This window comes from Gilliamella apis (assembly GCF_002142155.1).
Taxonomy (GTDB): Bacteria; Pseudomonadota; Gammaproteobacteria; order Enterobacterales; family Orbaceae; genus Gilliamella; species Gilliamella apis.
The window spans coordinates 1-14,054 of record NZ_NASD01000001.1 but is presented as its reverse complement, the minus strand read 5'-3'; the positions used below and the strand labels follow the sequence as shown (position 1 = coordinate 14,054).

Annotated in this window: 15 protein-coding genes, 1 rRNA gene and 1 pseudogene; 5 read left to right on the top strand and 12 right to left on the bottom strand. The window is 34.1% G+C overall.

Translation table 11 applies throughout. From position 1 onward, the window contains the following. The first annotated feature begins 1 nt into the window (after position 1). Complete coding sequence (locus B6C84_RS00085; protein WP_086353713.1) at positions 2-1,972, top strand: MacB family efflux pump subunit; 1,971 nt, start codon at positions 2-4, stop codon at positions 1,970-1,972. A gap of 90 nt (positions 1,973-2,062) precedes the next feature. Here the strand turns inward: B6C84_RS00085 and B6C84_RS00080 are convergent, their stop codons facing one another. Next, positions 2,063-2,803: a DsbA family protein gene (locus B6C84_RS00080; RefSeq protein WP_065577950.1), complete on the bottom strand. Its 741-nt coding sequence runs from the start codon at positions 2,801-2,803 to the stop codon at positions 2,063-2,065. 14 nt (positions 2,804-2,817) lie between these two features. Continuing rightward, a complete protein-coding gene (locus B6C84_RS00075; protein WP_065577951.1) occupies positions 2,818-3,087 on the bottom strand; it encodes a YihD family protein in 270 nt (89 codons plus the stop codon). Between the two features lie 238 nt (positions 3,088-3,325). Here B6C84_RS00075 and mobA point away from each other — a divergent pair, with 238 nt between their 5' ends. Beyond that, the gene (gene mobA, locus B6C84_RS00070) at positions 3,326-3,919 is read left to right on the top strand and encodes a molybdenum cofactor guanylyltransferase MobA (protein WP_065651408.1); all 594 of its coding nucleotides are present in this window, start codon (positions 3,326-3,328) and stop codon (positions 3,917-3,919) included. A gap of 323 nt (positions 3,920-4,242) precedes the next feature. Here the strand turns inward: mobA and B6C84_RS00065 are convergent, their stop codons facing one another. After that, complete coding sequence (locus B6C84_RS00065; protein WP_086321129.1) at positions 4,243-5,277, bottom strand: threonine aldolase family protein; 1,035 nt, start codon at positions 5,275-5,277, stop codon at positions 4,243-4,245. Positions 5,278-5,350: 73 nt separating this feature from the next. Here B6C84_RS00065 and mobB point away from each other — a divergent pair, with 73 nt between their 5' ends. Further along, entirely contained in the window at positions 5,351-5,845 is a 495-nt protein-coding gene (gene mobB, locus B6C84_RS00060; RefSeq protein ID WP_065577954.1) for a molybdopterin-guanine dinucleotide biosynthesis protein B, read from the top strand. 80 nt (positions 5,846-5,925) lie between these two features. After that, a complete protein-coding gene (gene mtgA, locus B6C84_RS00055; RefSeq protein WP_065614780.1) occupies positions 5,926-6,618 on the top strand; it encodes a monofunctional biosynthetic peptidoglycan transglycosylase in 693 nt (230 codons plus the stop codon). 9 nt (positions 6,619-6,627) lie between these two features. Here the strand turns inward: mtgA and cobB are convergent, their stop codons facing one another. Further along, positions 6,628-7,314, bottom strand: coding sequence for a Sir2 family NAD+-dependent deacetylase (cobB, locus tag B6C84_RS00050; RefSeq protein WP_086321128.1), 687 nt, complete (start codon positions 7,312-7,314; stop codon positions 6,628-6,630). A 52-nt stretch (positions 7,315-7,366) separates the two neighbouring features. Then, a complete protein-coding gene (locus B6C84_RS00045; protein ID WP_086321127.1) occupies positions 7,367-8,134 on the bottom strand; it encodes a hypothetical protein in 768 nt (255 codons plus the stop codon). Positions 8,135-8,358: 224 nt separating this feature from the next. Between B6C84_RS00045 and B6C84_RS00040 the strand changes: the two genes are divergently transcribed. Continuing rightward, on the top strand, positions 8,359-9,048 hold the full coding sequence (locus B6C84_RS00040) for an aspartate/glutamate racemase family protein (RefSeq protein WP_065577957.1): 690 nt from the start codon (positions 8,359-8,361) through the stop codon (positions 9,046-9,048). Here B6C84_RS00040 and B6C84_RS00035 read toward each other — a convergent pair. The 7 genes and pseudogenes from B6C84_RS00035 to rrf form a co-directional block, all read right to left on the bottom strand. Next, complete coding sequence (locus B6C84_RS00035; RefSeq protein ID WP_086321126.1) at positions 9,034-9,333, bottom strand: hypothetical protein; 300 nt, start codon at positions 9,331-9,333, stop codon at positions 9,034-9,036. The genes B6C84_RS00040 and B6C84_RS00035 overlap by 15 nt on opposite strands. 202 nt (positions 9,334-9,535) lie before the next feature. Then, complete coding sequence (gene rpoH / locus B6C84_RS00030) at positions 9,536-10,396, bottom strand: RNA polymerase sigma factor RpoH (RefSeq protein ID WP_065577959.1); 861 nt, start codon at positions 10,394-10,396, stop codon at positions 9,536-9,538. 162 nt (positions 10,397-10,558) lie between these two features. Then, positions 10,559-11,536, bottom strand: coding sequence for a permease-like cell division protein FtsX (ftsX, locus tag B6C84_RS00025; RefSeq protein WP_086321125.1), 978 nt, complete (start codon positions 11,534-11,536; stop codon positions 10,559-10,561). After that, positions 11,536-12,195, bottom strand: coding sequence for a cell division ATP-binding protein FtsE (ftsE, locus tag B6C84_RS00020; RefSeq protein ID WP_065577961.1), 660 nt, complete (start codon positions 12,193-12,195; stop codon positions 11,536-11,538). Before ftsE ends, ftsX begins: the two co-directional genes overlap by 1 nt. Before the next feature lie 9 nt (positions 12,196-12,204). Further along, positions 12,205-13,128, bottom strand: a pseudogene (ftsY, locus tag B6C84_RS00015) (signal recognition particle-docking protein FtsY); the annotation flags it as partial. A 162-nt stretch (positions 13,129-13,290) separates the two neighbouring features. After that, on the bottom strand, positions 13,291-13,857 hold the full coding sequence (locus B6C84_RS00010) for a pseudouridine synthase (RefSeq protein ID WP_086321124.1): 567 nt from the start codon (positions 13,855-13,857) through the stop codon (positions 13,291-13,293). Between the two features lie 78 nt (positions 13,858-13,935). Then, positions 13,936-14,051, bottom strand: a 5S ribosomal RNA gene (rrf, locus tag B6C84_RS00005). Positions 14,052-14,054 lie beyond the last annotated feature (3 nt).

Sequence of the window (14,054 nt, the reverse complement as noted above, 5' to 3'; positions counted from 1 at the left end):
GATGACCAACAATAATACTCCATTAATAAAACTTGAGAATATTATTCGTGAATTTCCGGCTGGAGATTCTACGATACAAGTCCTAAAAAGCATCAACTTAACCATTAATGCCGGAGAAATGGTTGCCATTATAGGGGCCTCTGGTTCTGGTAAATCGACGTTAATGAATATTCTTGGTTGTCTTGATAAGCCAACCGCGGGAATTTATTCAATTGGTGGCCGAACAACGAGTCAATTATCGCCGGATGAATTAGCTGAGTTACGCCGTGAACATTTTGGCTTTATCTTTCAACGTTATCATTTATTAAATGCCTTAACCGCACAAGGTAATGTAGAAATACCGGCAATTTATGCTGGTGTGACCAATGAACAACGGCAAAGTCGTGCCACCAACATTTTATCTCGTTTAGGCCTTGCCGATAAAATAAATAATAAACCCAATCAATTATCCGGTGGCCAGCAACAACGAGTAAGTATTGGACGGGCATTAATCAATGGCGGACAAATTATATTAGCCGATGAACCAACAGGTGCTCTTGATCGTAAAAGTGGTTTAGAAGTCATGGCTATTTTACGTGAGTTACATCAACAAGGACACACTGTCATTATCGTTACTCATGACCCCAATATTGCCCAAAGTGCTGAAAGAATTATTGAAATTAGTGATGGCAATATTATTTCCGATTCAATTAATCCTAATTATTGCCCTGAACAAGCTAATAATCGACAAGTTAAGCAAATCGAAATAACCAAAACTCAAGATAATTTTTCAGCTAAATATTACCGTTTTCGCGATGCGTTTAAAATGGCAATATTATCTATGTTGTCGCAACGATTACGAACTTTCTTGACTATGTTGGGTATTATCATTGGTATTGCTTCTGTCGTATCTATGGTTGCTTTAGGAGAAGGAACGAAGCAGAAAATACTTTCCAATATTAATTCATTAGGTACCAGTACTTTAGAAATTTACGCCGGTAGTGGTTTTGGTGATCGTAATGCCGATAAAATTACCACACTACGATCATCGGATGCTGATTTTTTAGCTCAACAAAGTTTTGTTCATAGTACCACTCCAAATCTTTCTACTAGTGTCTATTTCCGTATTGATAATTTAGCGGTTACTGGGACAGTTAATGGTGTCGGCGAGCAATTTTTTGCTGTACGTGGCTATACAATCAGTAAAGGTATTGCCTTCGATGAAACAGCGGTCAGCACTTCTGCACAAGAGGCGGTAATTGATGAAAATACCGTTAAAAGATTATTTAGCGATCAAGAGCCAATAGGTAAAATTCTAATGGTTGGCCAATTACCGGTTAGAATCATTGGGGTTGCGACCAAACAACAACAAGGATTTGGTAATAATGAAAGCCTTAATATATGGTTACCTTACACGACGGTAATTAATCGTATGGTTGGGCAAACATCATTAAAAAGTATTACTGTTCGAATAAATGATAATGTAGATTTAAATATTGCCGAGCAAGCGATTAATAAAATTATGTTGCAGCGTCATGGTAGTAAAGATTTCTTTATCTTTAATTCAGACAGTGTAAGAGAAACCGTTAATTCTTCTGCTTGGGTATTAACTTTGCTGATCTCCACTATCGCATTAATTTCTTTGATTGTTGGTGGTATTGGAGTAATGAATATTATGCTGGTATCTGTAACCGAAAGAACTCGGGAAATTGGTGTCCGTATGGCAGTTGGGGCACGTTCTAGTGATATTTTGCAACAATTCCTAATTGAAGCTGTGTTAGTGTGTTTAATTGGTGGAACATTAGGTATCGTTCTATCATTTATTATCGGTTTTGTTTTTAATTATTTTGTTACCTCATTTGCCATGAGTTTTTCTATCATTTCGATTATCGCAGCGTTTAGTTGCTCAACCATGATAGGTATTATTTTTGGCTATGTTCCGGCAAAACGAGCTGCAAAACTTGATCCAATTTATGCGTTAGAAAGAGAATAGAAACTTTTTGCTAAAATAAAATCCCTTTGTCGTAATACCAACAAAGGGATTTTGATATTTTTAGAAAACCGTAAAAACATTAAGTGATAATTATTTGGCTTGCTCTTGACTTTCAGCCTTATCTTTTTCTACGTCTACATTCGGATCTAAATCAACTAAATAAGCAGTTACTCTTGCATAGTCTTTGATATAATCAGTACTATTACTGGCATTAAGACCACGTGAGTTGACAAAAAACTTGCGATTAACCACTACCATTGGAATTGATTCTGGGCTTAATTGTTTAATTGAATCAGTTTGTTGTGCCATAAAAGCTTTAACTAAAAAACTTTTTTGGGTTTTCTCAAACTTTTCAGCATCAACACCTAAACTGGCAAAAACAGCTTTAATATCATCGACAGTTTTTATACTACGATCGGTTTGCACTGCTTTATATAGCGCATCAGAGGCTTTATCTTCAATACCTAAAACATTAGCAATAGCCCATGCCTCAGCAAGCTCTTTAGCTAAAGGACCAAAGTTTTCCAAATGGTAACGTCTAAATTTTGCATCTTTAGGCAAAGCCTTAGCAATCATTTCTGGCGTATGATATTCACTTTCAAACTTGAAACAGCTAGGGCAATTGAATGAAAAGAATTCAACAACTTCTTTATCCGGAGATGGCTGAAATGGCAAAACACCATATTGTTTGCCACTTTCAATCGGTGCTGGCTGTGTAGCAGCACTTGCCGTAGCTGGCTGAGTATCATTTTTACTAGTTGCTGGTGCTTCATCAGCAAAACTGGTCATAGAGGTTAGTAATACTCCAATTGCAATAAGCGTTTTTTTCATTTAATTGATTCTCCTTATTCTTCAATAATTCCGCGTGCCTTTAATAATGCGGTTTTAAAATCATCTTCATAATCTTTTTTTAATCCAGGTATAGCTTCGTTTTTATCTGAATTACGCATTTTTAAATGATAAATTAAAACTTCATCACTAAGATCTTTAAGATCACCATCAAAACCAGCTTCCTTTCCTAATTTATCTAAAAGTTGCAATAAATTAAGATCTGAATCGTTTTCCCAAGCTGGTTGTAATAATTCTATTAACTCATCAATACGATGACATTTCATAATAAATACCTTATTTAATATTCAACTAAGTTGAAGACGATGATATAAACCTTTATGTTAATCTTCTTCGTTACTATCTATATATTAAAAAGTATCTATTATATACTCGACTTTAAATTTAAATAGTGCATTTACAAAGATTCATAAACTAGTGATATATGTTATTTGCGACTAAAAAATAACTTTGCTATATAGTAATGCTATTTTGTTTTTTAGCAATGTAAAAGAGAAAGAATTTATGGAAAAACCGCCAATTACTGGCATTATTTTAGCTGGTGGCCAAAGTAACCGTATGAATGGTAAGGATAAAGGCTTGATGTTATTAGCTGGTAAACCTCTTTACCAATATGTCATTGATCGAATTAAGCCACAAGTCGATTTGCTAATGATTAATTGTAACCGTCATGTTGAGCAATATCGTTCGCTTGGTTATCCAGTATTTTGTGATGATTTGCAGGGATTTCTAGGACCTCTTGCCGGAATTTATAGTGGCTTATTACGCAGTCCCACTACTTGGAATTTATTTGTTAGTTGTGATACCCCTTTTTTACCCGATGATCTCATCACTCGTTTAGCAAAACTCACTACAACCCATCAAGCTATCTATCCTTTTGATGGCAAAAATGACCACCCAACCATTTTATTAATTAATAAATCCATCGCCCCACAATTAAAAAAATATTTAGAAGAAGGCGATCGCAAACTGATGTTATTTTTACAACAGATTAATGCCATTGCCGTAGATTTTAGCGACAATCCAGTCAGTTTTACCAATATTAATACATTAGATATGCTGGAAAACGCCAATTTTATGATCAAAGCAAATAACTAAATCATTCAAACAACTATATCAAGTAACCAATCGGTAATTTTAAACTATAAAAAACCCCTTTCCTCAAAATTAATATTTTGTTTAGTTCCATATTATTGTTCATTAGTATTTTTAATACAATTAGTTGATTTGCTGATCACAAACTTAGTTCACATCTAAACACATTTTCTATTCTGTTGAATTTTCAATCTATTTATATTAAATCACAGCATAACAAAAAAGGGATTTTTAGCTATTTAACAGCTTCAAATCCCCTTTCCTTAGATGTTTTTATTTCTCAATTTAGATAACAACAAAGCTAAACTTACCGATAAAAAAGCGCCCTATTCGTTTTTAAGCAGCTTAGCTAACTGATTAGCAAAGTTTTCTATTTCAACTTCTTGAGTTGACCATGAGGTACAAAAACGTAAGCAAATATGTTCTGGATCACTTTGGCCTAAATTATCCACTTCATAAACAGAAAGAATTTTTTGCGCTAATTGATTAGGTAACAGAACAAATAGTTGGTTAGTTTGTGGTTTAGCAGCAAAAGTAAATCCAGCTTTTTCAAATAGGGTTGTGAGTTTTTCAGCCATACTATTACTATGTTTACCTAAGGAAAGATAGAGGTTATTTTGCATCAATGCTTTAAATTGTATGGCTATAATCCAACTTTTCGCTAAAATTGCCCCTTTCTGTTTCATATTAAAGCGGAAGTCATGATTAATGTTATGATTATTAAATACTAACGCTTCACCGGCAAAAGCACCAACTTTGGTACCACCAATATAAAATGCATCGGTATATTGGGCTAAGTCAGGAAAAGTAATGTCATTATCTTTAGCAGCCAATGCCATTGCTAAACGCGCACCATCTAAATAAAGGTAAAGATGATTTTTTTGACAAAATTGATACAGATTTTGTAACTCTTGCTTGCTATATATAGTCCCTAATTCGGTGGTATTAGAAATATACACCAGTTTTGGTTGTACCATATGTTCATCACAATGATAATCTAACACTGGTTTGATTAATTCTGGCGTTAATTTTCCATCTTTGGTTTTAACCGTCACCACTTTATGCCCGGTTGCCTCAATTGCGCCAGTTTCATGCACATTGATATGCCCTGTTTCAGCAGCGATCACCGCTTGATAAGGTTTTAAAATATGCGAAATTACCGTCAAATTGGTCATGGTTCCACCGGCCATAAAATGGATATCAGCATTCGGTGATTTTAATATTTCTCTTATGTGATTGATGGCATCATTACAACAATCATCTAAACCATAACCACTCAACTTTTTATTATTAATATCGATAAATTCTTTTAATAAATCAGGGTGCACTGTTTGATTATAATCATTTAAAAAATCATACATACCATTGCCTTTAATCTTGTATAAAATAATGTAATATCTACTTTTAAATATAACATGTTAGTGGCAAGAGTCTATGAATAGTAAAAAAATTATTGGCATATCTGGATATAGTGGGTGTGGTAAAACCACATTGCTAAAAAAGATTATTCAGTTAATGGTTTCACAAAATATTAAGGTAGGTTCATTAAAACATGCCCATCATGATATTGAATTAGATATCCCAGGTAAAGATAGCTATGAGCTACGCAAAGCTGGGGCGCAGCAAACGATTATTGCTTGTGATAAACGTTATGCATTGATTGAGGAAACACCCAATAACCCCGTTGACTTAAAAACACTTATTAACCATTTTAGCGATGTTGATATCATATTAGTTGAAGGATTCAAAGATGAGCAAATTCCCAAAATCATGTGCCATCGTAATACAATCGCGAAACCACTATTTATTGATGATTTTACCATCGCCGTTGCCAGTGATGAGCAATTAAATACATCTGTACCTGTATTAGATATTAATGAGCCAGAACAAATAGTTAACTTTATAAATAATTATTTATTTAACGGTTAATATAACCTATCTTACTTAACGACTTTTGTATTAGAATACTGTTTACTCAACCATTTTTAATTAGTGGTATCTGGACTAATATGAAACTCACATTAAGGAAAACGTTAAGCATAATAACAAAAATCGTGATTGGATTTATGCTAGTTTCGGTTTTTATTATTTTATTAATGCGCTGGGTTAATCCGTTTGGTTCGATGTTAATGGTTGAAAGAAAAATCGCTCATTGGAATATCACTCAGCAACGCACCTGGAAAGATTGGGATCAGATTTCAGATAATATTAAAATTGCAGTTATTGCCGCCGAAGATCAAAATTTTGCCGATCATTGGGGTTTTGATTTTAAAGCCATTAATCGGGCACTAATTTATAATCAAAAAAATAGAAAAATCCGTGGTGCTAGTACCATAACGCAGCAAGTAGCAAAAAATATTTTTCTATGGCCATCGCGAAGTTGGATCCGTAAAGGTATTGAATCATGGTTTACCGTTTGGATTGAGCTTATCTGGTCAAAACAACGTACACTCGAAATTTATTTAAATAGTGTGGAATGGGGTGAAGGTATTTTTGGTATTGAAGCTGCTTCTCGACACTATTTTAACGTCAGTGCTAGTCAATTAACACCGTATCAAGCTAGTTTATTAGCGGCTACACTACCAAATCCAAGAAAATGGAGTCCGGCCAATCCTGATGATAAGATACAAAAAAAGGCCGAATGGATCCGCGGGCAAATGAGTAATTTAGGTGGTAAAAGTTATCTAAAACAGCTTAACTAATATATTTCCTTACATAAAATTTTTAATATATTCAGGTACTACTTGACTGGCCGGACCGTAAATTTTAGTCTTAAATAAGTTTTCACCTAAACTAGGTTCTAAGTTAAGTTCTACCGTTTTAACGCCAAATTGATTAGCCATTTGCACAAAACCAGCGGCTGGATAAACATTTCCTGAAGTACCAATTGAAATAAAATAATCAGCTTTCGACAGCGCATCATAGATTTCATCCATTTGTAGTGGCATTTCACCGAACCAAACAATGTGTGGACGAATTAAGTGGTTATCTTGATAAATTACATCATCATAACAAGCAAAAACTTGCCCTGTTTTTTCATTACGCACTTTTAATAATTCACCATGCATGTGGATGATATTTTTGGAACCGGCTTTTTCATGAAGGTTATCCACATTTTGTGTAACAATTAGTACATTATCCGTGCCTAATTTCTGTTCTAATTGTGCTAAGGCAAAATGAGCCGCATTGGGTTTCACCTCAGGATTTTGTAACTTATTGCGTAGCATATTATAAAAATTATGTACAGCAATCGGATCACGCAAATAACCTTGGTAGGTGGCAACATCATCCACATTATGACCTTCCCACAATCCATTTTGGGCGCGAAAAGTTGATAAGCCAGATTCAGCAGAGATACCGGCACCTGTTAAAATGACTATTTTAGGTGTTTGCAACATATTTGTTTGCCTTTTATTAATAAGTTAAATCATCTACTATAATTAAACATCATTATTGACTATATTCTGTGGTAAATATATGTAAAGCGGGTTTGCTTAACTTTTGATATTGGCTATAAGCCGTTGCTACTTTAAGCCTTGTTTCATCTTTTGCTTCACCATTCAACCAACTACTAATCATAGCATGAATACTATAAGCTTCAGGAGCCATACGGTGCAAAGTTAAAATAAGAGGAGTAATACCTAATCGAGATAATGGCGGAGTAAAATATTTCTGACTTTTACAAGCAAATACGGCTGCATAGCGTGATTTTTGTTTTTCTTGTTCTGCTTTTGACAAGGTATACCAACGCCAACTATCGGGTAAATAATTACGCCATGACCACTCCATTAATGCATCATGACCAACATAAACCACTAAATTGGCTTTAGCTCCAGCCTCAATTTTGGTTTTATTGATTAAAAATGACGCTGACTGTTTTCCTGCTGAGTAACTAATAAAATCATCTACTGTATCATTGATATATTTACCATCATATGCCTGAGCAATAAGGTAGACATCCTTGCTTTGATGTTTATAAATTATCTCCTCTAATATCTTGCCATTATTAGGTTTATTAACTTGAATAACTTGCCACTCTTTTTGTTTAGCAAAATACGTTTTAAAACCAAAAGCAGCGCCCCAATAAAGATTATTTTTCGGATCTTGGCCATTACCAATTGCTGCGGGTACTGGAGCGATAGCCTGATATTTATTATCACATAATGCCACCAGCACATGGATCACTTTGGGTTCAGCCAAACATGAAAATGATAACATTAGCAATCCAAATGAGAGAAATGCAAAATACTTTTTATATTTTTTCATTGATAGTGATTATCCATTTATCAACCAACGGCTACAATGCGTTTTTTATAACTTATTCGCAACAATATTTTGATAGTTAATGATATTTTATTCTAATTCACTATCTTTACATACTAATAATTATAATTAATAATCAATTATTACTAGTAACGAGACAATATTATGGAGTATTAGAAATGAAAACAATTGGATTAATTGGTGGCATGAGTTGGGAAAGTACCGTTACTTATTATCAAGTAATTAATCAATTTATTGGCAAATCCCTTGGTGGATTACATTCAGCTAAAACTCTGTTATATAGTGTCGATTTTCAAGAAATAGAAAGCTGCCAAGCAAATAATGAATGGGATAAAAGCGCAATTATTTTAACTGATGCAGCTAAAAGATTAGAATTAGCCGGTGCTGACTTTGTTATTATTTGTACTAATACGATGCATAAGGTTGCAGACCAAATTCAAAAAGCAATTACAATTCCTATCATTCATATTGCTGACGTGACCGCCAAACATTTGATTAAAGATAAAATAAAATCAGTTGCATTACTTGGTACCAAATACACCATGGAGCAAGACTTTTACAAATCAAAACTAATTGAAAAAGGTTTAAATGTTTTAATTCCTGATGAACAAGATAGAATCATCATCAACGATATTATTTATGATGAACTTTGTCTTGGGCAAATTAAACCAGAATCTAAACAAGCTTATCTCAATATTATAGATAAACTCGTTAAGCAAGGCGCTGAAGGGGTAATTTTAGGCTGTACTGAAATTGGTTTATTAATATCCCAACAAGATTACGCCATTCCTTTCTTTGATACAGCCCTATTACATGCTCAAGAAGCTGCATGGTTAGCGATTCATTGATCGCAAAGCAGTATAGGCAGAATTACACTCTCTCTTAGTTGATTCGGGATTTTTTTCTATCAATTGTTTGAAATGATTTATAGTATTTTCCAATGATTCTTCAGGATCAGCTGGGAGTTTAGATGATAATTGTAATTCGTGAACTAATTTTAGATAGCGATCACATTCAATAACACCAGTATTAATGGATACATCAGAAGGTGTATTTTTAGCATTATCATTACAAGCAACTAAACTAACAGCAATTAGACTAAGTAAAATAACTCTCAGCAAATTATTTAACATTTTTATCCCTCTTATAAAAGCTAACTTCTTGGTGATTATCTATTTAATCTTAAATTATAGTGTATAAAAAGAGTTTAAATATAACTATTTTATTCAACTAGTTATTTTAATTCTTAACTTATTTATAAACTAATTTAAATTCAGCATATAAAAAAGCCCCACTTTAACTAAAGTAGGGCTTATATGTTATTAATAAAAGCAATTATGCTTCAATCGCTACACGTAATTTTTTCATGGCATTTTTTTCAAGTTGACGAATACGTTCAGCAGAAACGCTATATTTATCGGCCAACACTTGCAATGTTGATTTACTGTCATCGGCATCTAACCACCGTGCTTTGATAATATCTTGGCTACGTTCGTCTAATTGAGACAAGGCATCATGTAACTTGTCAGTTGCCTCATTTTCCCAATTATCGTTTTCGATTGATTTTGAAAAATCAGAATTACCATCTTCTAAATAAAGCGCTGGTGCGACAATTGAATTATCATCGTCATCATTATCAATATCAAATGACATATCTTGCGCTGACATACGTGATTCCATCTCTAAGACGTCTTTACGACTTACACCTAGTTCATCAGCAACCATATCGACTTCAGCGCTATTAAACCAACCTAAACGTTGTTTATTCTTTCTTAAATTAAAGAATAATTTTCTTTGTGCTTTGGTTGTAGCAACTTTAACAATACGCCAATTTTTTAGTACATATTCATGAATTTCAGCTTTTATCCAATGTACTGCAAATGATACTAAACGTACACCCATTTCAGGATTGAAACGACGTACGGCTTTCATTAAACCAATATTACCTTCTTGAATCAAATCGGCTTGTGGTAGACCATAACCAGAATAACCACGCGCAATATGCGCAACAAAACGCAAATGAGACAAAATCAATTGTCTTGCGGCATCCACATCATCATGATAATAAAGGCGTTCACCTAAAGACTTCTCTTCCTCTGCAGTTAGCATCGGATAAGTATTTATCATACGAAGATATGATTCAATATTTCCTTGTGGGATTAAAGCACCTGCTTGCATTTTTAAATCAGTACTCATTTAATTCCCCCTTAAATTAAACTAATTTTGCTACATTTTACATTAGTAACAATTTAAAATCTTTCTATAAACTTAGACCACCAAAATGTGATTTAGTTCACATTTTTATCATTATATTTGCAGTGAAGCTGCTTATAAAAATCGTAAATAATTAATCTACAATTATGAAGCTATTACCGTTTTATTCAAATACTTTTTAGTGGCAATAAATGCTGAAAACCAGCCAATAATGATCGAAAATAAAACAATTAACAAACTTTCTTCCCATGAAAGTCCATTTATATTAATCATTGTTCCAAAAACATCTGATACATGCAACATGGTTGAATCTATTTGAAGAATAAATACTTTCGATAGAATCAATGCCAAAAGCGCACTAATCAATCCAGTAAAAATACCATTATATAAAAATGGTCGTAAAATAAAGCCTTCAGTCGCACCAATCAATTGCATAACAATAATTGTTTGCCTACGGGCAAATATATTTAACCGAATACTATTACCAATAACCAATGATACGGCAATAACCATAAAAATTGATATTGTCCACACTATCGATTTTACCATATTGGTCAATGCGGTTAATCGAGTAAACCAGCTATCATCAAGTTGCACATCATCAACACCCGCTATTGTTTTTAACTGTGTTTGCAGATCATGTAATTTATCGGTAGATTTGGCTTCTTCTATTGGAAAAACAATAGCAACTGCTGGTAATGGATTTTCATCGAGTAGGTCTAGAGCATCATCAAATCCAGACCAAGTTTTAAACTCTTCTCGTGTATTTTCGCGAGAAAGATAAGTTACATTTTCAACTTCAGCAATAGCCTTAAATTTATCAATTAAATCATTAGTTTGTTCCGAATTTAAAGTTTTATTAATATAAACTGTTAAATTGGGCGTCGGATACCACTGTTCCGCCGCTTGATTGGCGTTCTTCAATAATAAATAGCCTATAGTCGGCAAAGTAATTGATATAGCAATAACCAAAATTGTCAGCAAAGAAGCAAATATATTTTGATAAAAATAGTTAAACACATTATGCCATGCGTAGCTGATCTGCCTTTGCCAGCGGCCCAAAAAGCTATTGTTGTTGGTTTTGTTTTTTTGTTTAGATGGTTTAACCTTCGCATTTATCATCAACTTTTAACCTCTAAACGTCCTTGATTCAAATTTAGTATTCGATGATGTTTTCGACGTATCAACCCCATGTTATGGGTTGCCATTAACACAGTTACACCGGCTTGATTAAACTCTTCAAATAATTTCAAAATATCTTTTGAGAGTTTGTCATCTAAATTACCAGTTGGTTCATCAGCAAGTAAAACCGTAGGTCGATTGACGATTGCTCGAGCTATCCCCACTCGTTGCTGTTCACCGCCAGATAGCTGTATTGGGTAAAATTTCATTTTATCAATCAAACCAACTTTATCTAATGCCGCAGAAACTCGTCTTTTAATTTCTTCAACAGGTTTACCTAAGATAATTAATGGAAAAGCAACATTATCATAAACAGTATGATCGAGTAATAGTTGATGATCTTGGAAAATCATACCAATGGTACGACGCAGAAAAGGCATTTGATTTTTTTTCAAACTGGAAACATCAACACCATTCAGTAATACCTTGCCGTCATTAGCTTTTTCTAATCCACAAATCAAACGCATTAATGTACTTTTACCCGCGCCGGAGTGACCGGTTAAAAAGGCCATTTCTCCTTGCGCTAAAGTAAATGTTATATTTTGTAAAGCTGGTTTACCACCCGAATAAACTTTACTAACACGTTGAAATTGGATCATGAGTTATCTCTATTCTTCCGTTTCGTCAAATAGGGCATTAATAAAATCATCAGCAACAAAAGGTCTTAAATCTTCAATTTTTTCACCTACGCCGATATAGCGGATCGGAATATTAAATTGATCAGCTATGCTAAATATAATGCCACCTTTTGCGGTACCATCTAACTTGGTTAATGTCATCCCTGTTACGCCAACCGCTTCATTAAACAGCTTTGTTTGACTAATTGCATTTTGTCCTGTCCCAGCATCTATAGTTAACATAATTTCATGCGGTGCTGTTTCATCTTGCTTTTTAATTACTCTGACTATTTTTTTCAATTCGTCCATTAAATGAGATTTATTTTGCAAACGACCAGCAGTATCGGCAATTAAAACATCGATATTTTTTGCTTTTGCAGCCTGAATAGCATCGAAGATTACCGATGCTGAGTCAGCATTAATATGCTGAGCAATGACAGGGATGTTATTACGTTCACCCCAGACTTGCAATTGTTCAACCGCGGCAGCACGAAAGGTATCGCCAGCGGCAAGCATCACTGATTTGCCTTGTTGTTGAAATTGACGGGCTAATTTACCAATGGTTGTCGTTTTCCCAACACCATTGACACCAACCATTAAGATAACAAAAGGTTTATGACTTTCTATATTAAGTGGTTGCTGAGCACCATCTAAAATAGATTTCATTTCATTTTTTAATAGATCATGTAATGCATCCGCATCTTTTAATTCTTTTCTTGACGCTTGTTGTGTTAACGAGCTAATCAATCTTTGTGTGGTATCGAAACCGACATCAGCAATGATCAACTGTTCTTCTAATTCTTCAAACAACTCATCATCGATCTTTTTGCCTTTAAATAAGCTTAGAAAACCAGATCCAATATTTTGTTTAGTTTTAAAAAGACCTTTCTTTAAACGAGAAAAAAAACCTTCTTTCTTTTGTTCAACCATAAATAATCTATCCTACGATCAATATTAATGATCATTTTATCTTATTTTACAATAAAGCCCAAAGGATTCGATCAAAGAGAATCATATAATTGATCCTTTTGATCTTTCAAAAAATATAATTCTTTTAGAATTGTCTGTTAAATGTAGTTAGCGGAGATAAAGATCACCAGTAGCAACCGATCGCCATTCGCCTAAAGGTAACTGATGAGTGAATAAATTATATTTGCCAATCTGAACACGAATTAAGCGTAAACAAGGGAATCCAACCGCAGCACACATTCTTCTAACCTGTCGATTTTTTCCTTCTGTTATGGTAATACTTATCCATGAAGTAGGAATAGTTTTGCGTTCTCTAATAGGGGGTATTCGTTGCCATAAATTAGTCGGCTCTGCAAGTGATGTCACGATTGCTGGAGCAGTATAAAACTCTTTCAATTGCACACCACTAGTTAATTTATCTATGGCTTGTCGATTTATTAATCCTTCTACCTGCACCCAATAAGTTTTAGGTAATTTAAATTTTGGTGAGCTAATTTTTGCTTGTAGTTTACCGTCATTAGTAAGCAGCAATAAACCTTCACTATCGGTGTCTAAACGACCAGCAGGGTAAAAACCAGGTAAAGCTATATAATCTTTTAATGTTTGATATTTTTCATGTGTAGAAAATTGTGTCACAACATTAAACGGTTTATTAAAAGCGATTAATGAACTCATCTCACCCTCAGAAGAATTTTTAACTATTCTTAGAATGCAAAAAAGCCCAGCATCGCTGCTGGGCTCGTATATTTAAAAGTCTGGCGGCACCCTACTCTCACATGGGTAATACCCACACTACCATCGGCACTACGGCGTTTCACTTCTGAGTTCGGCATGGGGTCAGGTGGGACCACCGCGCTATTACCGCCAGACAT

What these genes read in the sequence shown, in the direction of transcription:
- B6C84_RS00085 (WP_086353713.1), top strand. Translation starts at nt 2, where the DNA reads ATGACCAACAATAATACTCCATTAATAAAACTTGAGAATATTATTCGT.
- B6C84_RS00080 (WP_065577950.1), bottom strand. Translation starts at nt 2,803, where the DNA reads ATGAAAAAAACGCTTATTGCAATTGGAGTATTACTAACCTCTATGACC.
- B6C84_RS00075 (WP_065577951.1), bottom strand. Translation starts at nt 3,087, where the DNA reads ATGAAATGTCATCGTATTGATGAGTTAATAGAATTATTACAACCAGCT.
- mobA (WP_065651408.1), top strand. Translation starts at nt 3,326, where the DNA reads ATGGAAAAACCGCCAATTACTGGCATTATTTTAGCTGGTGGCCAAAGT.
- B6C84_RS00065 (WP_086321129.1), bottom strand. Translation starts at nt 5,277, where the DNA reads ATGTATGATTTTTTAAATGATTATAATCAAACAGTGCACCCTGATTTA.
- mobB (WP_065577954.1), top strand. Translation starts at nt 5,351, where the DNA reads ATGAATAGTAAAAAAATTATTGGCATATCTGGATATAGTGGGTGTGGT.
- mtgA (WP_065614780.1), top strand. Translation starts at nt 5,926, where the DNA reads ATGAAACTCACATTAAGGAAAACGTTAAGCATAATAACAAAAATCGTG.
- cobB (WP_086321128.1), bottom strand. Translation starts at nt 7,314, where the DNA reads ATGTTGCAAACACCTAAAATAGTCATTTTAACAGGTGCCGGTATCTCT.
- B6C84_RS00045 (WP_086321127.1), bottom strand. Translation starts at nt 8,134, where the DNA reads ATGTTATCATTTTCATGTTTGGCTGAACCCAAAGTGATCCATGTGCTG.
- B6C84_RS00040 (WP_065577957.1), top strand. Translation starts at nt 8,359, where the DNA reads ATGAAAACAATTGGATTAATTGGTGGCATGAGTTGGGAAAGTACCGTT.
- B6C84_RS00035 (WP_086321126.1), bottom strand. Translation starts at nt 9,333, where the DNA reads ATGTTAAATAATTTGCTGAGAGTTATTTTACTTAGTCTAATTGCTGTT.
- rpoH (WP_065577959.1), bottom strand. Translation starts at nt 10,396, where the DNA reads ATGAGTACTGATTTAAAAATGCAAGCAGGTGCTTTAATCCCACAAGGA.
- ftsX (WP_086321125.1), bottom strand. Translation starts at nt 11,536, where the DNA reads ATGATAAATGCGAAGGTTAAACCATCTAAACAAAAAAACAAAACCAAC.
- ftsE (WP_065577961.1), bottom strand. Translation starts at nt 12,195, where the DNA reads ATGATCCAATTTCAACGTGTTAGTAAAGTTTATTCGGGTGGTAAACCA.
- B6C84_RS00010 (WP_086321124.1), bottom strand. Translation starts at nt 13,857, where the DNA reads ATGAGTTCATTAATCGCTTTTAATAAACCGTTTAATGTTGTGACACAA.